The 21,158-nt window shown below is 71.0% G+C and carries 14 protein-coding genes, 1 tRNA gene and 1 riboswitch; of the genes, 8 read left to right on the forward strand and 7 right to left on the reverse strand.

Features of this window, described 5'->3' with window-relative positions; genetic code table 11:
* Positions 1-9: 9 nt before the first annotated feature.
* The 3 genes from ABZ855_RS32600 (at position 10) to ABZ855_RS32610 (ending at position 2,705) form a co-directional block, all read left to right on the forward strand.
* Positions 10-83, forward strand: a tRNA-Met gene (locus ABZ855_RS32600).
* Positions 84-369: 286 nt separating this feature from the next.
* Positions 370-527: riboswitch (cyclic di-AMP (ydaO/yuaA leader) on the forward strand.
* Between the two features lie 11 nt (positions 528-538).
* Complete coding sequence (locus tag ABZ855_RS32605) at positions 539-1,600, forward strand: M23 family metallopeptidase (protein ID WP_360813015.1); 1,062 nt, start codon at positions 539-541, stop codon at positions 1,598-1,600.
* Positions 1,601-1,760: 160 nt separating this feature from the next.
* Positions 1,761-2,705: an aldo/keto reductase gene (locus ABZ855_RS32610; protein ID WP_360813017.1), complete on the forward strand. Its 945-nt coding sequence runs from the start codon at positions 1,761-1,763 to the stop codon at positions 2,703-2,705.
* A 32-nt stretch (positions 2,706-2,737) separates the two neighbouring features.
* On the opposite strand, the gene ABZ855_RS32615 is transcribed toward ABZ855_RS32610, so the two are convergent.
* The 4 genes from ABZ855_RS32615 to ABZ855_RS32630 form a co-directional block, all read right to left on the reverse strand.
* On the reverse strand, positions 2,738-4,147 hold the full coding sequence (locus tag ABZ855_RS32615) for a PrsW family intramembrane metalloprotease (protein ID WP_360813019.1): 1,410 nt from the start codon (positions 4,145-4,147) through the stop codon (positions 2,738-2,740).
* Between the two features lie 79 nt (positions 4,148-4,226).
* Positions 4,227-5,000, reverse strand: a complete 774-nt coding sequence (gene trmB / locus ABZ855_RS32620) for a tRNA (guanosine(46)-N7)-methyltransferase TrmB (RefSeq protein ID WP_360813021.1) — start codon at positions 4,998-5,000, stop codon at positions 4,227-4,229.
* A 247-nt stretch (positions 5,001-5,247) separates the two neighbouring features.
* Complete coding sequence (gene lhgO, locus ABZ855_RS32625) at positions 5,248-6,465, reverse strand: L-2-hydroxyglutarate oxidase (RefSeq protein ID WP_360813054.1); 1,218 nt, start codon at positions 6,463-6,465, stop codon at positions 5,248-5,250.
* Positions 6,466-6,547: 82 nt separating this feature from the next.
* Entirely contained in the window at positions 6,548-7,972 is a 1,425-nt protein-coding gene (locus ABZ855_RS32630; RefSeq protein WP_319213160.1) for an MFS transporter, read from the reverse strand.
* Between the two features lie 765 nt (positions 7,973-8,737).
* On the opposite strand from ABZ855_RS32630, the gene ABZ855_RS32635 reads away from it, so the two are divergent.
* On the forward strand, positions 8,738-10,936 hold the full coding sequence (locus ABZ855_RS32635; RefSeq protein ID WP_360813024.1) for an asparagine synthase-related protein: 2,199 nt from the start codon (positions 8,738-8,740) through the stop codon (positions 10,934-10,936).
* A gap of 163 nt (positions 10,937-11,099) precedes the next feature.
* Here the strand turns inward: ABZ855_RS32635 and ABZ855_RS32640 are convergent, their stop codons facing one another.
* Both ABZ855_RS32640 and ABZ855_RS32645 read right to left on the reverse strand, forming a co-directional pair.
* Complete coding sequence (locus tag ABZ855_RS32640; RefSeq protein ID WP_360813026.1) at positions 11,100-13,103, reverse strand: sigma-70 family RNA polymerase sigma factor; 2,004 nt, start codon at positions 13,101-13,103, stop codon at positions 11,100-11,102.
* Positions 13,104-13,298: 195 nt separating this feature from the next.
* Positions 13,299-14,102, reverse strand: coding sequence for a helix-turn-helix domain-containing protein (locus ABZ855_RS32645; protein ID WP_360813028.1), 804 nt, complete (start codon positions 14,100-14,102; stop codon positions 13,299-13,301).
* Positions 14,103-14,482: 380 nt separating this feature from the next.
* On the opposite strand from ABZ855_RS32645, the gene ABZ855_RS32650 reads away from it, so the two are divergent.
* From ABZ855_RS32650 to ABZ855_RS32660, 3 genes are all read left to right on the forward strand, one after another.
* Positions 14,483-15,874: an NAD(P)/FAD-dependent oxidoreductase gene (locus ABZ855_RS32650; protein ID WP_360813030.1), complete on the forward strand. Its 1,392-nt coding sequence runs from the start codon at positions 14,483-14,485 to the stop codon at positions 15,872-15,874.
* Positions 15,875-16,094: 220 nt separating this feature from the next.
* Positions 16,095-17,780, forward strand: coding sequence for a SpoIIE family protein phosphatase (locus ABZ855_RS32655; RefSeq protein ID WP_360813032.1), 1,686 nt, complete (start codon positions 16,095-16,097; stop codon positions 17,778-17,780).
* A 59-nt stretch (positions 17,781-17,839) separates the two neighbouring features.
* On the forward strand, positions 17,840-18,670 hold the full coding sequence (locus ABZ855_RS32660; RefSeq protein ID WP_360813034.1) for a methyltransferase domain-containing protein: 831 nt from the start codon (positions 17,840-17,842) through the stop codon (positions 18,668-18,670).
* A 29-nt stretch (positions 18,671-18,699) separates the two neighbouring features.
* Here ABZ855_RS32660 and ABZ855_RS32665 read toward each other — a convergent pair whose 3' ends face one another.
* Positions 18,700-19,974, reverse strand: coding sequence for an MFS transporter (locus ABZ855_RS32665; protein WP_360813056.1), 1,275 nt, complete (start codon positions 19,972-19,974; stop codon positions 18,700-18,702).
* A gap of 148 nt (positions 19,975-20,122) precedes the next feature.
* Here ABZ855_RS32665 and ABZ855_RS32670 point away from each other — a divergent pair, with 148 nt between their 5' ends.
* Positions 20,123-20,671, forward strand: a complete 549-nt coding sequence (locus ABZ855_RS32670; protein ID WP_360813036.1) for a MarR family transcriptional regulator — start codon at positions 20,123-20,125, stop codon at positions 20,669-20,671.
* The last annotated feature ends 487 nt before the right edge of the window (positions 20,672-21,158 follow it).

Below are 21,158 nucleotides of genomic sequence, written 5' to 3' on the forward strand. Positions count from 1 at the left end.
GTTCATCGACGCGGGGTGGAGCAGCTCGGTAGCTCGCTGGGCTCATAACCCAGAGGTCGCAGGTTCAAATCCTGTCCCCGCTACTGAAGGCCCAGGGCCGGAAACCAGTTCTTCTGGTTTCCGGCCCTGAGTCGTTTTTACGGCCCGACCGCTCCCGGCTCGTCCCCCCAGGTCACCCCGCGCGCGGGCGACGGCCTACTGACTGGTCACATCGGCCGGGTCAACTCGCCCGATTTTCACCGGTGGTGACCCGGAAAGTCCTCCGGAAAAGGGTTAACGATCAACGGGAACAGCTTGGAATCAGGTGTCCAGGTCTATTAACGTTCGATAACGCAGCGCGGTTGTCCCAGCCGTCACAAGAGTCGGCTCCGTGCGCACGCGCCGAATCCCGCAAGGGAACCGGGGAACCACCAACTTGGGGTGAATCGCTCGTCCGCCTCCGTGGCAACACGGCAGGTATACGCGCGTAGGAGACCTTCCTGCTCCGAACCCGTCAGCTAACCCGGTAGGCGAGAAGGAAGGAAAGGAGCACGCCCACGTGGCGTCAAACCCGGCTGCCCCCGAGGCCCCGTTCATGCCGAGCCAGCGCAGCGGCGAGACCGAGGACGGCAAGATCCCGACCTTCGGTTTCGGCGGTCGCCGTATCGACGAGGGCCCCTGGGAGGAGTGGAATCCCACCGCGGACTCCACCCGACCTGTTCGCGGCCGGCACCGCGTCGGCAAGCAGCGCGGAGGGCTCGCCCGCAGCTCCACCGTTCTCGGCGTCGGCGTCATAGCCGCTGTCGGCGGGGCCGGCATGGCCACCGCGCAGACCGGCAAGCCGCCGGTCTCCATCTCCATCCCCGATCTGCCCTCGGTCGGCTCGCCCTTCACGAACGACGACTCGGACGACGAGCCCCAGGGCTCCGCCACCGCGCTCAGCAGCGTCGGCGTCACCACCGAGGAGACCGAGCAGGGCACCAGCGACGCCGGCGAGGCCCTGCGGGCCCGCATCATCCTCCAGGCCGAGCAGCAGAAGGACCAGGCCGAGGCCAAGGTCCAGCAGGCCGCCGAGGACGCCGCCGCGAAGAAGGCCGCCGCCGAGGCGGCCAAGGTGAAGCGCGAGGCCGCCGAGAAGGCCGCCGCCGCGAAGAAGGCGGCCGCGGAAGCCGCGGAGGCGAAGCGGGAGGCCGCGCGCCTCGCCGAGCTCGCCAAGCAGTACACGCTGCCGACCTCCTCGTACACGATCACCTCGACGTTCGGCCAGGCCGGCGCGCTGTGGTCCTCCGGCTACCACACCGGCCTCGACTTCGCCGCGCCCACCGGCACGCCGCTCAAGGCCATCCACAGCGGCACGATCACCGAGGCGGGCTGGAGCGGCTCGTTCGGCTACCGCACCATCCTCACCCTCGATGACGGCACCGAGCTGTGGTACGCCCACCAGTCCTCGATCAACGTCACCGTCGGCCAGAAGGTCGCCACGGGTGACGTCATCGGCCGCGTCGGCGCCACCGGCAACGTCACCGGGGCCCACCTCCACCTGGAGGTGCACACCAGCAGCACGGACAGCGCGGGCATCGACCCGATGGCCTGGCTGCGCAGCATGGGCCTCAACCCGTAAGGGACGCGTTCCCCGGTTTTCCGCCGGTAGTCCTGACGTTCGCAACCGACGTCATGGCTACCGGCGTTCTGTTGTTCACACGACTGTTCATACGACTGTTCACACGACCTTCGTGAACGGATCGGAATCACCATCTCCGCCGCGGGCGTTGACGACGAACATGACTGTTCTTCGTAAGCTCGGATCATCGGACCTAGAGGTCTTCCCGCTCGCCCTCGGCGGCAACGTTTTCGGCTGGACCGCCGACGAGGCGGCCTCCTTCGAGGTGCTCGACGCCTACGCGGCGGCCGGCGGTAACTTCGTCGACACCGCCGACGTCTACTCGGCGTGGGCCGACGGCAACAAGGGCGGCGAGTCCGAGACCCTCATCGGCAAGTGGCTGAAGAAGCGCGGCAACCGCGAGGACATCGTGGTCGCCACGAAGGTCAGCCAGCACCCCGACTTCCCCGGCCTCTCGGGCGCCAACATCAAGGCCGCCGCCGACGCCTCCCTGCGCCGCCTCGACACCGACCACATCGACCTGTACTTCACGCACTTCGACCAGCCCGAGGTGCCCGTCGAGGAGATCATCGGCGCCCTCGACGAACTGGTGACCGCGGGCAAGGTGCGGCACATCGCCGTCTCCAACATCTCGCCCGAGCGGCTCCAGGCCTCCCTCGACTTCTCCGACCGTGAGGGCCTGGCCAAGTACGTGGCCATCCAGCCCCACTACAACCTGGTCTCGCGCGACACCTACGAGGGCCCGCGACTCGACATCGCCTCCCGTACGGGCCTCGCCGCCGTCCCCTACTATGCGCTGGCCTCCGGCTTCCTCACGGGCAAGTACCGCGCCGGTACGACGGTCGACAGCCGGCGTGCCCAGGGTGCCGCCCAGCACCTGGAGTCGGAGCGCGGCCGGAAGGTCCTGGCCGCGCTGGACTCCGTCGCCGAGGCACATGGCGCGGAGGTCGCCACGGTCGCCCTGGCGTGGCTCGCCGCCCAGCCCACGGTGGCGGCCCCGATCGCGTCCGCCCGCACGGCCGACCAGCTCCCGCCGCTGCTCGCGGTCGCGGACCTGGAACTGACGGAGGCGGAACTCGCGACCTTGACGGCGGCTTCGGCGTAAGTACCGGTGTGGTGCTGTGAAGAGGTGAAGGTCTAGGAGCGGTACGGGTTGTAGGCCGGGTACGGGCTCGCCGGCCCGTACGGCTGCTGCCCGTACCCCTGGGGCCCGTGCCCCTGCTGCCCGTACCCCTGGGGCCCGTACGGCTGTTGCTGGGCGTACGGCTGCTGGCCGTACGCCGGCCAGGCGGCCTGCGGCGGTACGTGCACCGGCGCCGGTGCGATGGCGCGCGCCGCGTGGTCCAGGGCCGGGCGGGCCACCGCCCTGCGCTGCCACAGCTCGCCCAGCAGCTCCTGCTCCCGTACGACGAAGTCGGCGCCCGCGCGGCCCAGGCGCCCCCGGTGACGCAGGAACGCGAGCGAGGTGGCGTACGCCTCGTACTGCGCCACCGCGCGCCCCGCCGGTCTGCCCAGGTGGTGGCGGGCGTACTCGCGGGCCAGGCGGCGGGCGCGCATCGAGCCGAGGGCGTACGGCTCGCCCGGGGTCAGCCAGCCGGCCAGCGCGTACGCCGGCAACTCGGCGCGCACGGTACGCAGTTCGCGCTGGCGTGTCCAGATGACCAGCCAGGTCAGCAGCCCGAAGGCGGGCAGCATGAACGCGGCGTACACCGCGATGAAGCCGAACTCGCCGAACGTCGACGAGCCGTTCCACAGGGCGTGCATGCTCATCGCGAGCAACAGCCCGGTCAGCGGCAGCAGCACCCGGCGGACGCGCTGACGCTCGCCCGAGCGCGCGGAGATCCCGAAACCGATGCCGGTGAGGACCGTGAACAGGGGGTGCGCGAACGGCGACATGACGACGCGCACGAAGAAGGTCGCCGCGGTGACCGACGCGATACCGGTGTCCCCGGTGAGCTGGTCGGTGCCGAACGCGGTGCCGAGGTAGAGGATGTTCTCGGTGAAGGCGAAGCCGGTGGCGGTGATCCCGGCGATCACGACACCGTCGACGATCCCGGTGAAGTCACGCCGCCGGAAGAGGTAGATGAGCAGGATGGCGGCGGCCTTCGCCGACTCCTCGACTATGGGCGCTATGACGGTCGCCCCGAGGGTGTCCGCGCCGGACGGGTCGGCCGTGGCGGTCGCTATCCACCGCGTCGCGAAGCTGTTGGCGACGATCGCTATCAGGGCCGCCGCGCAGGCGCCCCAGGCGAACGCGAAGAGCAGGTTGCGCCAGGGCCCCGGCTCGACCCGGTCCAGCCACCGGAACGCGGCGACGAGCAACGGCACGGGCAGTACGGCGAGCCCGAGCCCGACCAGGAACCCCTCGGTGCCGGTCTGCTCGCGGACCAGGGCGAGGATGACGAGCCCGGAGAGCGCGAGCAGGCTGATGAGGGCGCCGTAACGCACCCAGCTCCGCTGCCACCAGTGAGCGTGCCGCAGCGCCCCACCGACGGGAGCGTCAGTGGGGCTGCTGGGCTGCGTCGGATACGGCGGAAAGATGGCCACGGCATCGACCCTAACGAGTGCTCGGCGCGAGTGAGCCAGACGAGCTGAATGCGTGTTCTACGAGTGCTCTACGAGTGCGCTACGAGTGCTCTACGCGGCGGAAGAGCAGGTCGTTCACGACATGTCCCTTCTCCAGTCCCTGGCCCTCGAAACGGGTCAGCGGCCGGAACTCCGGACGTGGCGCGTAACCGCCCCCGGCCTGGGTGTTCTCGAACTCGGGGTGCGCCTCGAGCACCTCGAGCATCTGCTCGGCGTACGGCTCCCAGTCGGTCGCGCAGTGCACGAGCGCGCCGGGGCGCAGCCGGCCGGCGACGAGGTCGAGGAACTCGGCCTGGATCAGCCGCCGCTTGTGGTGCCGCTTCTTGGGCCAGGGGTCCGGGAAGTACACGCGCAGACCGTCGAGCGAGTCGGGGGCGAGCATCTCGCGGAGCAGGATGATGGCGTCACCGTTGGCGACCCGGAGGTTGGTCAGCCCGTACTGGTCGGCGAGGTTGAGCAGGTTGCCCTGGCCCGGGGTGTGCACGTCGGCGGCGAGAACGTTCGTACGGGGATCGTCGGCGGCCATCCTCGCGGTGGCCTCCCCCATCCCGAACCCGATCTCGAGTACGACGGGCTGATCGTCCCCGAACAGCTCGCCGAGCCGGAGGGGGCGCCCGTCGATGTCGAGCCCCCACTTGGGCCACAGCCGCCGCAGGGCGTCACCCTGCCCGGTGGTGACCCGGCTGCGCCGGGGCTGAAAGCTCCGGATCCGCCGCTCGTAATGCGACCCGGCGGGATCGGCCTGCGGCCCACCGGGAAACCGGGGAGCACGCTGGGCCCGGAGGGGGGCGGGGGAGTCGGGGGAGTCAGACATAGTGCCGCCGATTTTACCGCTGCTCTTCAGCCCGTCCGGCGCTCACAGCGCACGCGGCCGCACCCCACCCCTGGTTTCCCACCCACCCACCCGTTCACCGTCGCTATACAGCCCAGGCCGGCACCCCCTTCAGCCCGTCCGGCGTTTGAGGACGAGGCCGTTCAGGCCGAAGCGGGGGTCTGGGGGCGGCAGCCCCCAGGAAGGGATGGGACGGGTAGGGGCGGCGGGGGCGAGAAACACCCCCTGCTCACCCACCCAGCACAGCCAACGCCCGCCGAGCCACCTCCCGCCCGATAGGCAACGAAGCCGTCGCAGCCGGCGACGGCGCATTCAGCACATGCACCGCCCGCGCCCCCTCCCGGATCAGAAAGTCGTCCACCAACGTCCCGTCCCGAAGCACCGCCTGCGCCCGAACCCCCGCCGCCGCAGGCACCAGATCCCCCTCGGCCACCACAGGCAACAACCTCCGCACCGCCCGCGCGAACGCCCGCTTCGACACCGACCGCCGCAGCTCCCCACCCCCGTACCGCCAGTGCCGCGCCGCGATCCGCCACGACCCGGGCCACGCCACCGTCGCCCCCAGCTCCCGCATCCGCACGGTCCCCCACCCGTACCCCTCGCGGGCCAGCGCCGGCACGGCATTGGGCCCGATGTGGACACCCCCGTCGATTCCCCGGGTGAGATGCACCCCGAGGAACGGGAACGCCGGATCCGGCACCGGATACACCAGCCCCCGCACCAGCTCGGGCCGCGCCAGCGTGAAGTACTCGCCCCGGAACGGCACGATCCGCATCCCGGGATCGTCGCCGGTCAGCCGTGCCACCTCGTCGCAGTACAGCCCGGCGCAGTTGACCAGCACCCGCCCCCGGACGACCTCGCCGCCCCCCGGCCCCGCCGTCCGCACGGCCACCCCGAGCTCGGGGCGCCGGTCGATCCGGACGACCTCGGCCCCGTACCGGATCTCCGCCCCGGAGGACTCGGCGAGCTGCCGGGCGACGGCCACGTAGTCGCAGATCCCCGTCGTCCCCACGTGTATGCCGGCGAGGCCCCGCACCTCCGGCTCGTACTCCTGGATCTGGGAGGGGCCCAGTTCCCGCACGGGAATGCCGTTCTCCCGCCCTCTCTGCACCAGGGCGTGCAGCCGGGGCAGCTCCTCCCGCTCCGTGGCGACGATCAGCTTGCCGGTGACGGCGTGCGGGATGTCGTACTCCGCGCAGAACTTGACCATCTCGGCGGCGCCCCGCACCGCGTAGCGTGCCTTGAGCGAGCCCGGTCGGTAGTAGATCCCGCTGTGGATCACCCCGCTGTTGCGGCCCGTCTGGTGGCGGGCCGGGCCCGGCTCCTTCTCCAGCACGGTCACGCGCGTGCCCGGCGCGGCACGCGTGATCGCGTACGCCGTCGACAGGCCGACGATCCCCCCACCGATCACCAGCACGTCACAGTCGTAAGCGAACCCACGCGACAGCTCCACCGCGCCCCACCTCCTGCTTTCATAGTGCACTGCGCCACTGACAGTCACTTCAAACGCAGGAAGCGGGGCTTGTCGCTCACGCCGGGGTCATCAGCAGCGGCCGGGCCCGCTCGCGCAGCTCCACCACCCGCGGCTCGTCGCCGTACGGCTCGAGCCGGTGCAGAAGATCCTTCACGTACTCGGTGGTGCGCGCCGAGGAGATGCGCCCCGCGACCTCCACCGCCCGTACGCCCTGCTCGCATGCCGCGTCGAGGTTGCCCGACTCGAGCTCGGCGACCGCCGAGACGACGAGTCGCAGTCCGTGCGAACGCACGAACTCCTCCGTCGGCTTCGACAGCGCCTGCTCCGTGAAACGACGGACCTGGCGCGGTGCCTTCAGGTCGCGGTAGCACTCGGCGGCGTCGGCCGCGAAGCGGTCGTAACCGTAGAAGCCGAGCCAGGAGGGATCGCCGTCGCCGTCGCGGGCCCGCTCGAGCCAGCTCTCCGAGGAGCGCAGCGCCGCGCCGGCCGCGTGGGCGTCGTTCGCGCGCGCGTGGGCCCGCGCCTCGACCAGCCGGAAGAAACTCATCGTGCGGGCCGTCGCCAGACCCCGGTTGCGCTCCAGGGCCGCCTGGGCGAGGTCGACGCCCTCGTCACCGAAGCCCCGGTAGGTCGCCTGCAGGGACATCGACGCCAGTACGTAACCCCCCAGCGGCACATCGGCCGCCGCGCGCGCGAGGCGCAGCGCCTGGATGTAGTACCGCTGCGCGGCCTCCTGTTGGCCCGTGTCGAAGGCCATCCACCCGGCGAGGCGGGTGAGTTCGGCGGACGCCCCGAACAGCGCGCGTCCCACCTCGTCCGAGTACGACCCCAGCAGGAGCGGCGCCGCCTCCACCCTTAAGCACTCGGGCACCATGGACGAACGCCAGTCGCCCCCGCCGTACTTGGAGTCCCAGCGCCTGGCGTCCTCCGCGGCCTCCCGCAGCTTCTGCACATCGCTGTGGCCGACTTTCAACGGTGCCCCGGAGCCCTCGGCGGGGCTCGCGTCGCGTGCCACCGAGCTGTCGGCCGGGGTTATCAGCCATCGTGAGGCGGGCGTTGCGTATGCGCTCACTGCGAACGACCCGGCGAGCGACTGCCAGATGCCGCCGGAGCCGGCGCGGCGGCCCGCGAGGTCGAGACGGTAGAGGTCGGTGGCCGAGCGGACGGCCTGTCCGACGTCCCGGGGGAAGGCCAGGCCCACTTCGGGTGCGGGATCCGCGTCCGCCAGGCCGATCTCGTGGAGCGGCACCGGGCGGCCGAGCTTCTGGCCGATGGCGGCCGCGATGAGATGCGGCGCGGCGCCCTGCGGCACCATGCCCTTGGAGACCCAGCGCGCCACCGACGTCTTGTCGTAGCGAAGGGTCAACCCGCGTTGGGCGCCGAGGTCGTTGACGCGACGCGCGAGTCCTGCGTTGCTGATTCCCGCGAGGGCGAGAACGGTGCCGAGTTTCTCGTTCGGCCCGCGTTGCTCCCTGGACATGCGCCACCCCTCGACACAGACGGCTGCCGCGCTGGCATAACCATGCGGCATTCGTAAACCCAGCGTAGTTCGCCGCATCCCAAGCGTTAAGGGGCATTGTTCCGGATGGCGGGATTGTGGTCCGTACGGAAGTTCTGGGGATGTACGCACCGTCGCGGCGTGCCCCCGCTGTGTGGCCGTGCGCCCGGCCGTGCGCTCTTCTCCGGCCATGGCGGGAGCGCTTCCATGGATCCTGCGTGGGTCGGCCCGCTGTACTGGATCCAGTGGGCTGGGGGACACCGCCGCCTACATCCCCGCGGGTGGCGGACCGGTCCGGGAGGCGAGCTCCGCCTCCCGGACTGTGCGTCGGCGCTGCGCTCCGCAGAGCCTGTACGGAGCGTGCACAAGGCTGCCCGTGCTTCGCCAACTTGGCCGAAAACAGACCCCGTTCTTCCGGGGCGATTACCCCTCCGACCATGGAAATTGAGGGCGCACGGGGCGTCTTTGGGGAGCGTAACGGGGGCGCATTCAGGTCGCGGTCTTGGCGTGAACTCCCTGAAATTTCCTGATCGGCTGGTCTGGTACCCCCTTCTCCCACCCAACACCCTTGATCCGCGCGTGCCTTCGACGCCGCCTGGGCATGTTCCAGGGGGTGCACAGGAGTTCGCAGGGGCGCATTTCGGGGAGCGCGAGCGGCTCCGCCGTCCCTCCTGGACGCGTCCTTCATGGCAGCATGGTGCCGAGTTCGTACCGTGCACTGGTTGTCCACAGCCTGTGGAGGCGTCGATGCGGTGGTTGGTGGGATGGAGCAGCACCGCAGCTGTGGCCGCCAAATACACGACAGGTCCTGGCAGTTACGCGTCCGACGGGGCCGGAATCGGCAACGGGAACGGGTCCGGAAACGGATACTCGGCCGGGGCGGGTTACGCGGCCGGGGCGACCGGCCATGACGGTGAGACGGTCCACCCGGTCGGTTCCCAACTCATCTGGGGAGACCCGGATCCGCTCTGGGCGGTCGGCGACTGGCGTCCCGACGAGGTGCGCGTCGTACGGGCCGACGAGCAGACGCGCATAGCGGTCCTGGGCACCTGCGGAGCCACCGACGAACAGCTGAGGGTCGCCCTGTTCGCCGCCCGCGGAGGGGCACTTCGCCATCTGACGGCCTGGCCGGGCAGCTACACGGCGATCGTCCAGGTGGGCCGCCGGCTCATGGTCTGCGGCGATCTGGCGGGCGCGCGCCCGGTGTTCTACACCCCGTGGGCGGGTGGCACGGCCTACGCGACGGCGGCCCTCCCGCTCGCCGACCTCATCGAGGCCAACCTCGACTTCGGCCACCTCGCCGCCCTTCTCGCGGCCCCCGACGTACCGGCCGCGCTGCACGACTCGACCCCCTACGACGGCGTACGGCGCATTCCACCCGGCCATGCGCTGATCCTGCGCGCCGGGGCGCGCGAGATCGCCGGGTACGAACCGGTCGCCTCCCTCGCGGTCGCGGCGGCCTCCGTGGACCCCGACAGCGCGGTGGACGGCGTACGGGACGCGCTGGTCGAGGCGGTACGCGCCCGGCTGTCCGCCCCCCGCCATGTACCCGACGCCAACATGGACCCCGGCCCGGTGCCCGGGATGGGCCCCGCGGAACGACGGGCGGCGCGCGGAATGCCCGTACCCGGGATAGGAGCCGACCTGTCCGGCGGCCCCGCCTCGGGGACGCTCGCACTCCTGGCGGCCGGGCTGCCGGGCATGCCGGGGACGGTTCTGGGCCACGGCACGGGCGCGGGGGAGCGGCTCGTGGCGGTGACGTTCAACGACCTGGTGGTGGGCGGGCGCGAGGCCGAACTCGAACGGGCGGGCGCCCTGGCGGCCAACCCGCGCCTGCACCACGTGGTGGTGCCGGGCGGCGAGGACGTCCTGCCGTACGCCGACCTGGAGGGCCCGCTGACCGACGAGCCGGGCCCGTCCCTGGTGACGGCGGCACGGCACCGCGCCCGCCTGGCCTCGGGCAGCGCGGACCACTTCACCGGCTACGGCGCCCGGCAGGTGCTGGACGCCCACCCGGCCCGCCTCGCCGACCTCCTGATGGACCGCAAACGACGGCACCTGGTCCGCCCGGTGGCGGCCCTCGCGAAGGCCGACGGCTCGGTGATGGTCCCCGCGCGCGTGTACGGCGCCGCCCGCAAGCTCGCCCGTACGCCCTACCGCGCCGGCATAGAGCATCTGTCCGACCGCCTGATGCAGCGCAGGTTCGACGAGCCCGGCGGCGCGGTGGGGGCCTCGCTGGCCGCACTCACCTGGGCGAGACCGGGCCCGGCGGCACGCTGGCTGACCGGTGAGGCGCTCGCTGAAGTATCGGTTCGCCTCAACTGGGCGACGGACCGCGCGGGCGCCGGCGTGGGCCCCGGCCAACGCCCCGGCGACTTCCGCGCGCGTGCGGCACTGGCCCGCCAGGCGGCGGACGTACGCGTCCTGGAACAGGCCGCGGAGATCCGCTTCCAGCGCCTCCACACACCGTTCCTGGACAACCAGGTCGTACGCGCGTGCAGGGCCCTCCCGGAAGCCTTGCGCGTCCAGCCCGGCGCCAGGGCGTCCATCCTCCGTACGGTCCTGGAAGGCGCCGGCGTCGCGGACCTGCCCCCCGGCTGGGGCGCCCCGTCCCAGGCGTCGGCGAACGCGGCGTCACGGACGGGCCTGCGGGTGTCGGCGGCACACCTGATGACCCTGTTCGACACCCCGCTGCTGGCGGAGGCGGGCCTGGTCGAGGCGCGAGTCGTCCGCAAGGCGATCAGAGCGACGGCGGAAGGCGAACCCCTCCCCCTGGACGGCCTGGCAGACCTGGTCTCCCTGGAGGTCTGGCTACGCCGCCTACTCTCCCGCAGAGGCACCTGCTGGACAGGCACCCCGGCCCGCCAACGAGCGGTACCGGCGGGAATCCGCCCACAAAGGGGCGCATTGGGCGCGGGCGCCCCAACCAGCCCGTCCGGCGTTTGAGGACGAGACAGGCCCGAACCTCCAGTTCCGGCCCGCATTTCAGCCCGTCCGGCGTTTGAGGACGAGGCCCGTTCAGGGCCGAAAGCGGGGGTCTGGGGGCGGCAGCCCCCAGTGATGGGACGGGTAGGGGCGGCGGGGGCGAAAACACCCAACCACCCCCCCCTCACCGACACATGAACCGGGACTCCGCCCAGTCCGCAAGCGCCACCGAGTCAAACGCCGAATGCGGTTCCACGACCAGGCGAATCGTCTTACGCCCGGTCAGATCGACATGAACAGGCACGGCCCCCTGCCCACCCTGAACCACCTCGGACCGCCAAACACGCTCCCCATCGGCAAACACCGAGAACCGAACCGCACCAAGCCCGAGCGTCAGATCGTCAACCCCCACCAGCGCGTCATACGAGACGCACTCCCGATTGAGATCGATGGTGACCGACGACTCCCCGTGAACGGTCACCCCGTGCTCGTACTGCTTGTCCGCGATCGACACCCCCCACCGCTGCCACACCCAACTGCTCTCACCGAGCCGCATCTCAGGTTTGGTGCCATCACCGAGAACGCCGTACCGCAGCTCGTTCCACTGAAAGTCGGCAGGGGCGGGCGGCGGCAGAGTCGGAGTCGGACTAGGGACGGGCGCCGGGGGCGGGGGCGAAGACGGCGTCGGCGTAGGACTCGGGGACGTCTTCGGAGCGGGCGCAAGGGTCGGTGCCGGGGACGGTGTAGGAGTCGGCGTGGGCCTGGGACTGGAACCGGGACTGAAGGCCGGCTTGGGCACCAAAGCCGGCACCACCGCAGGCGGCGCCGCTACGGCCCCCTCCTCAGGCGGAGCAGGGCGCGGCGGCGCAGCCGGCGGCGTAGGCACCCCCGGCCGCACCACCGGCGCGGACGCCGGCCCCGACGGCCGCGCAACCGACTGCTTCGAAACCTCATCCCCCGCCACCGCGAACACCACCACCGCGATCCCCACAGCGACAACCCCCGCCGCGATCCCCGCCTTCACCGGCGCCCCCAGCCCCTCCGAGACCGCCGCGCCACCACCACCCCCACCGGACGACGACGAACCGCCCGCCGCTGCCGCCGCCGCCCCGCCGACACCCACCGCTCCCGCTCCGGCGCCCCCGGCGACCAGCGCGGCCACCTTGGCGTACCCGGCGGCGCCGAACCAGCCGATGACCGCGATCGGCACGACGGCGGGGATACCGCTCGCGACCTCCTTGATCTGGCCCGCGGCCAGCCGGCACTTGGCGCACTCCTCCAGGTGCTTGCGCAGCCCCCGTTCGGCCCGGGTGCGCAGCCCCCCGCGCGCGTACGCGCCGAGCCGGTCGGCGTACCGGGAGCACTCCTCGTCGGTGACGAGCGTCGCGCTGACGTGGGCCTGGAGGTAGGCCTGCTTGAGTCCTTCCCGGGCCCGGCTGGCGAGCACGCGCGTGCCGTTGGCGTCGAGCCCGAACAGGGTGGCGACCTCGCTCGGCGACTCGTCCTCGACCTCGGTGTGCCACAGCACGGCCTGCCACCGCTCGGGCAGCGACCGGAACGCCTGCATGGCCATGGACCGCTCGGCCTCGTGCATCGCGCGCACGTCGGCGCCCAGGTCCAGGGTGTCGTTGTCGGCGGACAGCGCGGACATCTCCGAGCCGCGCGCGGCCTGCGTGGCGAACACCGCGAAGTCGTCGACCAGTTGCTCACGCTTCGCCGACGTCGTCCAGTTCGCGGCGACCCGGCGGACGGTGGTGAGCAGATAGGCACGTACGGCGTACTCCGGGCCGGAGCCGCCGCGTACCGCCTGGAGCATGCGGGCGAAGACCTCGGCGGTGAGGTCGTCTGCGGTGTGGCCGTCACGGCAGCACGTGCGCGCGTACCGGCGTACGGCGTCGGCGTGGCGCCGGTACAGCTCCTCGTACGCCGTGTCGTCGCCCGAGCGCATCCGCCCGATCAGGTCGGTGTCGGACGGCGGCAGCTCGATGGGCGGCGGCAGCACACCACCATCACGCTGCGCCGGGACGGTGCTCTCCGAACCGTCCAGCGAGCCGCCCAGATACTGGACGCCTCCATGAACGGTGCCCTGCGCGCCGCCCGGCCCGCCCTGGTTCGGCACCTGCGGCGAGGCCGGCCCGCCGACCGCCTCCGCGTCACCCGGTGACTCGTCCCGCCCGTCAACGCTCATCGCGGAAAGCCCCTGCCGCCTGCACAGCTGCCAGCACATCGAGTCCCGAACACCGGGCCAGAGTCCCATATTGGCTTTTGTTCAGGGAGTCCCCGACGAACCAACCACTCGTCCGTGGGGACTTCCCGCAACGAGGTACCAGCGTTCACCCGAACGGGGAACACCCGACCGACACCTACGTGAACGACCTGAACGTCATACGGGTCGCGACCGCAGCCCCTCCAGCAGGATGTCCAGCAGCCGCGAAGAGGCCGCCGCCTGCTGAGCGGCGTCCGGCAGCGAGGGTGCCGCCGTCGCGATCACCAGCAGTACGTCCGACACCGACACGTCCGGCCGCAGCGCACCCGCCTCGCGCGCCCGCTCCACGAGCCGGCCCACCACGTCGAGCAGCGCCGCCGCACCCGGGTCGTCCGCCACCGCGGCCGCCGTGGCGTCGTCGGACACCAGCCGCAGCTCCCCGGTGGTGAAACCGGCACCCGCAGGCTGCGTCCGCTGCTGCGGCACCCGTGCCTCGTCGAGGCCGAGGTCACCCGAGCCGCCCGAGACATCGGAAACGTCGTCGTCGCTGACGCCGACCCGCAGTATCTGCGGCGGCAGCAGCCGTCCGGCGCCCGAGGCCACCGACGTCCGCAGGAAGCGCGACAGCGCCGACCACGGCTCGTCCTCCTGCCCGAGCGCCGCACGGGCCTGGTCGGTCAGCCGGGAGGTCTCCTCCTCGGCTATCCGCCGGACCAGGACGTCCTTGCTCGGGAAGCGCCGGTACACCGTGCCGACACCCACCCGCGCACGCCGTGCCACGTCCTCCATCGGCGCGCCGTACCCCAGCTCGCCGAAGACCTCACGTGCCGCACGCAGTACATGTTCCAGATTGCGCTGTGCGTCCACCCGCAGCGGCGCCGTACGCGATGAGTCACCGCGTCCGTTGCCCGCCGCCGCTCCTACCGGTCCGCCTGGTGCGATGGCTGACGCGGATGACCAACGAGAATCCTGAATGTGCATAATGTTCCCCCGGTAATGACGTCTCCCCCCGGAGACTCCCCGCCATTGGCAGCCGGAGCGTACGGAACCAGCACTGAGCCACGGGCCCACCCGTCGCGGAGCGGACCCGAAAGAGCGCATCCCCCTACACCCCGTCGACCTAAGAACATAGTTGAGCGAGGGTCAATTCAGAAGGGGCGCGTTCCGCACGGGGGGCCGCCCGATCGGAGTAGGTGTCGGTTACGTCCCGGATGCACCCCCTCCTGTTACCCGTCTCACACCCGCTGACCTGCGGTCCTGCCCCGAGCGGCGACGATTCGGGCAACGTTGCGGCCCACCGCCCGCCGGTCACACAAATTGTCGGGCCTGTGGACAAACGCGAGCGCTGGGTGCGTCATGGGATGGTGAAGGAACGTGCGCGCATTCTCGTTGTCGGCGGCGGTTACGTCGGGATGTACACGGCCCTGCGCCTCCAGCGGAAGCTCCAGCAGGAGCTGAAACGGGGCCAGGTCGACATCACAGTCGTCACTCCGGACCCGTACATGACTTATCAACCGTTCCTCCCGGAGGCGGCCGCGGGCTCCATCTCACCCCGCCATGTCGTCGTACCGCTGCGCCGGGTCCTCGACCGCTGCCGGATCGTCGTCGGCGAGGTCACCGCGATCGACCACGCCAAACGCACCGCGACCGTCACCACCCTCGCCACCGCGGAGGAGGGAACGGGCGCCCAGCAACTGACGTACGACGAACTCGTCCTGGCCCCCGGCTCGGTCTCCCGCACCCTGCCGATCCCCGGCCTCGCCGAACACGCCATCGGTTTCAAGACGGTCGAAGAGGCCATCGGCCTGCGCAACCACGTCATCGAACAGATGGACATCGCCTCCTCCACCCGCGACCCCGCGATCCGTGACGCCGCCCTGACCTTCGTCTTCGTGGGCGGCGGCTACGCGGGCGTCGAGGCGCTCGGCGAGCTCGAGGACATGGCCCGCTACGCCGCGCGGTACTACCACAACGTCAAGGCCGAGGACATGAAGTGGATCCTCGTCGAGGCCTCGGGCCGCATCCTGCCCGAGGTCGGCGAGGAGATGGGCAAGTACACGGTCACGCAGCTGCGCCGCCGCAACATCGACGTACGCCTGGAGACCCGCCTCGACTCCTGCGCGGACCGCGTCGCCGTCCTCAGCGACGGCGCCCGCTTCCCCACCCGTACGGTCGTGTGGACCGCCGGCGTCAAACCCCACCCCCTGCTCGCCGCGACCGACCTCCCGCTGAACGAGCGCGGACGCCTCAGGTGCACCGCCGAGCTGCGGATCGAGGGCACCACGCACGCGTGGGCGGCGGGAGACGCCGCGGCCGTCCCCGACGTCACGGCCGCGGAACCCGGCAAGGAGACGGCCCCCAACGCCCAGCACGCGGTCCGCCAGGCCAAGGTCCTCGGCGACAACGTCGCCCACTCCCTGCGGGGCGAACCGCTCGAAACGTACTCCCACAAATACGTCGGTTCAGTAGCCTCCCTGGGACTCCACAAGGGCGTCGCACACGTCTACGGGCGCAAGCTGAAGGGCTACCCGGCCTGGTTCATGCACCGCGTCTACCACCTGAGCCGGGTGCCCACCTTCAACCGCAAGGCCCGGGTGCTCGCCGAATGGACCCTGTCGGGCCTCTTCAAGAGGGAGATCGTTTCCCTGGGTTCACTCGAACATCCCCGTGCGGAGTTCGAACTCGCGGCCGGTGGAAAGACTTCCCAGAACCCGAACCAGAAACCGAACCAGGACCCGAAGGGGTCGTCCTGACCCGATTCAGGAACTCCGCCGACGCGGCCGACGTCTGAAGGATGTCGGCCCGCTCGACCGCCCTGCCAGACTAACTCCACGTCCTCGCCGCACATCCCTTCTCCAGCTACCTTCTCTACCCACGAGGCTTTCCGTAAGTGCTCAATCTCCCGGGGGACACCCCCCGTACCTCCGGCCGACCCGCTGCCGGCCTGTGCCGACAAACACGAGGCAAGGATTCGTGAACTTCACGCGCTGGAGCGCCCGACTTCCCGGAACGCAGCGCCGCGCCGCAGCGCGGACCGATCACACGATCACTCCGGACCGGCTGCCGGACCGGCTCGGCGAGAGCTCCGGCTCGGGCCCCGGCTCCGTCCCCGCCGCCCGCGCCGAGCAGCTCACCGACGGGACGCCCTGCGCTCCCGCGGTCGACGACCTGCCCACCCGCGAGGTCCTCGACCGCATCCCGGCCCTGGTCGCCCTCGTCCACGGCGCCGACCACCGCATCGCGTACGTCAACGACGCCTACACGGCGGCCTTCGGCGTACGCCCCGAGGGCGCCCCCGCGCGCGACGCGGCCCCCGAACTCGACGAACTGGGCCTGCTGCCCCTCCTGGACCAGGTCCTGCGCAGTTCCAAGCCCCGCACGGTCAAGTCCCGCAAGGCGCCCAGCGGGCGCTCGTACACCGTCACCTGCACCCCGATCGAGGTGACGGCCACTCCCGAAGGGAGTGGCGGGGTCCTCATCTTCGCCGCCGACGTCACCGACCACGCCGAGGCCGCCGAACGCCTGCGCGCCAGCGAACGCAGCCAGCGCGAGACCGCGGTGACCCTCCAGCGCTCCCTCCTCCCCCAGGAACTCGAGGAACCGGACGACCTCCGCGTGGCCGCCGTCTACCACCCCGGCGGCACGGAAGCGGCGGTGGGCGGCGACTGGTACGACGTCATCACCCTCGGCGGCGGCCGCACAGCCCTCGTCATCGGCGACGTCATGGGCCGAGGAGTGCGCGCGGCAGCGGTCATGGGCCAGCTCCGTACGGCGGTCCGCGCGTACGCCCGCCTCGACCTCCCCCCGCACGAGGTCCTCCAGCTCCTCGACGGCCTCGCCGCGGAGATCGACGCCAACCAGATCGCCACCTGCGTGTACGCCGTCCACGACCCCAACGAAGGCAAACTGGTGTACGCCTCCGCGGGCCACCTCCCGATCCTGGTCCGCGACGAGAGCGGGGTCGTCCAACGGGCCGACGAACCCACCGGCCCACCCCTCGGCACGGGCGACTGGATGCACGCCTCGGGCTCGATCCCGCTGACCCCGGGCTCCACAGCGGTCCTCTACACCGACGGCCTGGTGGAACGCCGCAACGAGGACCTGGACGAGGGCATCGCCTCCCTGGAACGGGCCCTCTCCGGCGCCACGGGCAGCCCCCAGGTCGTCTGCGACCGACTGGTCCGCTCGGCCGGCGTCACCGCGGACCACGACGACGACGTGGCGGTCCTGGTCCTCCAGCACCCGGCCCGCACCGGCCCCGACGGCGACCTGTTCCGCAACGCCGCCCTGGAACTCCTCGGTGGCATCGAAGCGGCCCCACGCGCGCGTGCGTTCGCCTCCGGCGTCCTGACGAGCTGGCGCTTCCCCACCGAACTGCACGACGTGGGCGTCCTGGCGGCCAGCGAACTCGTCGCGAACTCCCTCCAGCACGGCACACCCCCGATGCGCCTGCGCCTGCGCCGCACCGACCGCCGCCTCATCGTCGAGGTGACGGACGGCGACGACCACCTCCCCCTGCGCCGCACGGCGGAACCCGGCGACGAATCGGGCCGGGGCATCGCCATCGTCGCGACGGTCGCCACCAGCTGGGGCGCCCGCCGGACCCCGGGCGGCGGAAAGGCGGTGTGGTGCGAGTTCGTACTGCCGGGCGCCAAATGACGGAACCCCGGCCGCGCGTCCCCTAGGCGAACCCTCAACCGCCTGCTAGTAGCTCCTGCATGGCAGATCTCACAGGTTTCCCCCTCAAAGACACCGCCACCCACACCGCCACGGAGCACTACGAGCGCTACAGCGCCCTGATGATGGCGCCCTTCGTCACCGAGGTCGTCGAGGCCGCCGACCTCTTCCCGGGCGCCCAGGTCCTCGACCTGGCCTGCGGCACCGGCTTCGTCGCCCGTGCGGCCGCCGCCCAGGTCGGCCCCACCGGCCACGTGGCCGCCGCCGACCTCCTGGAGGACATGCTCAGAACCGCCGCGCGCAACGCACCCCGGATGTACCCGGACATCGAGTTCACCCAAGCCCCGGCGGACAAACTCCCGTACCCGGACGACTCGTTCGACGTGGTCCTGTGCCAACAGGGCGTCCAGTTCTTCCCCGACCTGGAAGCCGCGTTCGCCGAAGCGGCCCGCGTCACCCGTACGGGCGGCCGTCTCGCCGTCACGTCCTGGACCCCGCCCGCGGACCGCACCCCGTACTTCGCCGCCCAGCTCAAGGCGGTCGACGAACACGGCGGCCCGGAGGCACAGGCCCGCTTCGCCACGTCCCTCTCCTGCCCCGCCGACCGCCTCACCGCCGCCCTGACCAGCGCCGGCTTCCACGACATCACGACCCGCGAGGTGACCTTCGCGATCGCCTTCCCGGACCTCGCGGACTTCGTCACGGGCCACCTGGCGGCCGTCCCCTGGGGCCAGTCGATCGAGGAGGCGGGCGGCCCGGCCCGATTCACCGAGGCCGCGGAAACGATCCGCGAGGCCCTGTCCCCCCACACGAACCCCGACGGCTCGGCCACCCTCCCCTTCACCTCGACCCTGGCCACAGCCACCCGCTGACAAGCAGAGGCCGCCGCCCGTGCCTACTACTACGTAGTAGGCACCGCGGACTCCACCGGAGCCCCACCCTGCGCGACCACCCGACTCCGCCGCACCAGAGAGGGCTGATTCTGTACGGGAGTCAGCTGCCGTCCCAGCCGTACGGCGAGCACGCTGATCCCCAGCGAGAACAGCAGGAACATCACGATGTACGGCCCGTGCAGCGAGGCCCCGAGCGGCCCGCCCACCGCCGGACCGACCGCCAGCGCGAGCTGCTTCACCAGGGCGAACGCCGAGTTGTACTGCCCCGCCAGCCCGGCCGGCGCCAGATCGGCAACCAGGGGCGCGACGGTCGGCGACAGCATGGCTTCCCCGAGCCCGAACAGCGCGTACGTCGACACGAACGCGGCGGTCGCCATGGCCTGGCTGCCGTGCCCCAGCCCCGCATACCCGGCCACGCCCCACGCCACGGCCCACAGGATCCCCACGGCCGCGATCACCCGGGACCGCTTCTGCCGCTCGACGAACCTGAGCACCGCGAACTGCGCGACCACGATCACCGCGGTGTTCGCCGCCAGCGCCGAACCGAGCGCGGACGTCGAAATCCCGGCCGCCTCGACCCCGTACGCACTCAGCCCGGACTCGAACTGCCCGTAACAGGCGAAGAAGAGTACGAAGCCCAGCACCAGCAGCTGCACCATCGCCCGGTTCTCGAGCAGCTGCTTCCAGCTGCCCCTGGCCTGAGCCGGAGCACCGTCGATCCTCGGTGAACGAGGCAGCCGCACCGTCGCCATGATCACGGCGAGCAGCAGGAACATCGCCGCCTCGATGGAGAACAGAAGAGTGAAGGAGCCGACCCGGCTCGTGTCCACGAGATGCCCACCGATGAGCCCACCGACGCCGAGCCCCAAGTTCTGCAGAAAGAACTGGGTGGCGAACGCCCGGGACCGGGTCTCCGCCGACGACACGTCCACGATCATCGTCGCGAGCGCCGGCTGCATCACGGCCTGCCCGGCCCCCAGCGCCACAGCGGCCAGGAGTACGGCGGTCGCGTTGGCGGCGAGCCCGAGGCCCAGCGCGCCGACAGCCGCGGTGACCAGGGCGACGAGCAGCACCGGCAGCGGGCCGCGCCGGACGATGGCCCGCCCGGCGAACGGCAGCACGATCAGCGCCGCCACGGCGAAGACGGCGAGCACGAGACCCGCCGTCATGGCTCCCAGTCCCCGTACCTGCGCCACATAGACGTACAGGTAGGGGACGGTGAAGCCGAGCCCGAACGCGCTGAGTGCGTTGCCCACATGGATCCGGCGCATCTCCGCGCCCATCGCCCTGGTCACTTTCACCTGTCCTTGATCGAGAAGTCCTACGCGAACCGAAGGGGTTAGACATGAAGACTTCGAAGCTAAAATTGAGATTTGAACAATACACCTCGAAGTACTTCGACACCAAGCGGTCGCATGGGACACTGCGTTCATGGGTGACACCACCGCCGTCGGCGAGCCGACGCTCGATGAGCAGATCGCCGCCTACCAGCGCGAGTTCAGAGACCTGGACCCCCAGGTCGAGAAGATCGTCGCGGCCCTCGGGCGACTGAACCGCCGTATGAACGTCGCGTACGGACGCCAGACCGCGACGCTCGGCATGAGCAACGCCGAGTGGGAGGTCCTCAAGGCGCTGGTGCTCTCCGGTGCCCCGTACCGCCTGGGCCCGAGCGACCTGGCGAAGCGGCTGGGCCTGACGCCGGCCGCGATGACCCATCGGATCGACCGGATGGTGGGGGAGGGTCTGGTCACCAGGGAGCGCGACGAGTCCAACCGGGTCCGCGTGATCGTGGGACTGACGAACGAGGGCCGCGAGAAGTGGCTGGAAGCCATGCGCCTGGCCACTGTCTTCGAGGAGGACCTCCTCCAGGACCTCTCCCGGGAGGAACGCGCGAGTCTCGGCGACGTCCTCACCCGTCTTCTGCGCCGGGTGGAGCACTCGCAGCCGGACGCCGGCGGACGCCTCAGCGACCTCGACTAAAGATCTTGACAGGGCGAGACAGGGGATGCTTGACATCCCCCTCCCCGATCCGTAGAGTTCTTCGGGTTGCCACGGGGCCGTAACGGTTCTGCGGCAGCACCTCCGCCGCAGCAGCGGCAAACCAAACCATCAGAACGATCTCCCATCCGGGGTGATTTCGGTGTGCCCGAATTCAATTCGAATGAGGCTCGATGGAGCTCAGCGGCCCGATTGGGAATCGCCGAGAGGATCGGCTAAGGTTTGAGACGTCGGAACGGCCCAACAGCCGGGAAGACAAGCCCCACTGACTGGGAATCAGGCCCGAAAGGATCTGATAGAGTCGGACTCGCCGGAAAGGGAAACGCGAAAGCGGAAACCTGGAAAGCACCGAGGAAATCGGATCGGGAAACGGTCTGATAGAGTCGGAAACGCAAGACAGCAAGAACCGAAGGGAAAAGCCCGGAGGAAAGCCCGAGAGGGTGAGTACGAAGGAAGCGTCCGTTCCTTG

The organism is Streptomyces sp. NPDC047042, assembly GCF_040644035.1.
Classification (GTDB): Bacteria; Actinomycetota; Actinomycetes; order Streptomycetales; family Streptomycetaceae; genus Streptomyces.

Excerpts from the sequence above, each read along its gene's own strand:
- ABZ855_RS32610 (WP_360813017.1), top strand. The coding sequence starts at position 1,761 with ATGACTGTTCTTCGTAAGCTCGGATCATCGGACCTAGAGGTCTTCCCG.
- trmB (WP_360813021.1), bottom strand. The coding sequence starts at position 5,000 with ATGTCTGACTCCCCCGACTCCCCCGCCCCCCTCCGGGCCCAGCGTGCT.
- ABZ855_RS32630 (WP_319213160.1), bottom strand. The coding sequence starts at position 7,972 with ATGTCCAGGGAGCAACGCGGGCCGAACGAGAAACTCGGCACCGTTCTC.
- ABZ855_RS32635 (WP_360813024.1), top strand. The coding sequence starts at position 8,738 with ATGCGGTGGTTGGTGGGATGGAGCAGCACCGCAGCTGTGGCCGCCAAA.
- ABZ855_RS32640 (WP_360813026.1), bottom strand. The coding sequence starts at position 13,103 with ATGAGCGTTGACGGGCGGGACGAGTCACCGGGTGACGCGGAGGCGGTC.
- ABZ855_RS32645 (WP_360813028.1), bottom strand. The coding sequence starts at position 14,102 with ATGCACATTCAGGATTCTCGTTGGTCATCCGCGTCAGCCATCGCACCA.
- ABZ855_RS32650 (WP_360813030.1), top strand. The coding sequence starts at position 14,483 with ATGGTGAAGGAACGTGCGCGCATTCTCGTTGTCGGCGGCGGTTACGTC.
- ABZ855_RS32660 (WP_360813034.1), top strand. The coding sequence starts at position 17,840 with ATGGCAGATCTCACAGGTTTCCCCCTCAAAGACACCGCCACCCACACC.
- ABZ855_RS32665 (WP_360813056.1), bottom strand. The coding sequence starts at position 19,974 with ATGGGCGCGGAGATGCGCCGGATCCATGTGGGCAACGCACTCAGCGCG.
- ABZ855_RS32670 (WP_360813036.1), top strand. The coding sequence starts at position 20,123 with ATGGGTGACACCACCGCCGTCGGCGAGCCGACGCTCGATGAGCAGATC.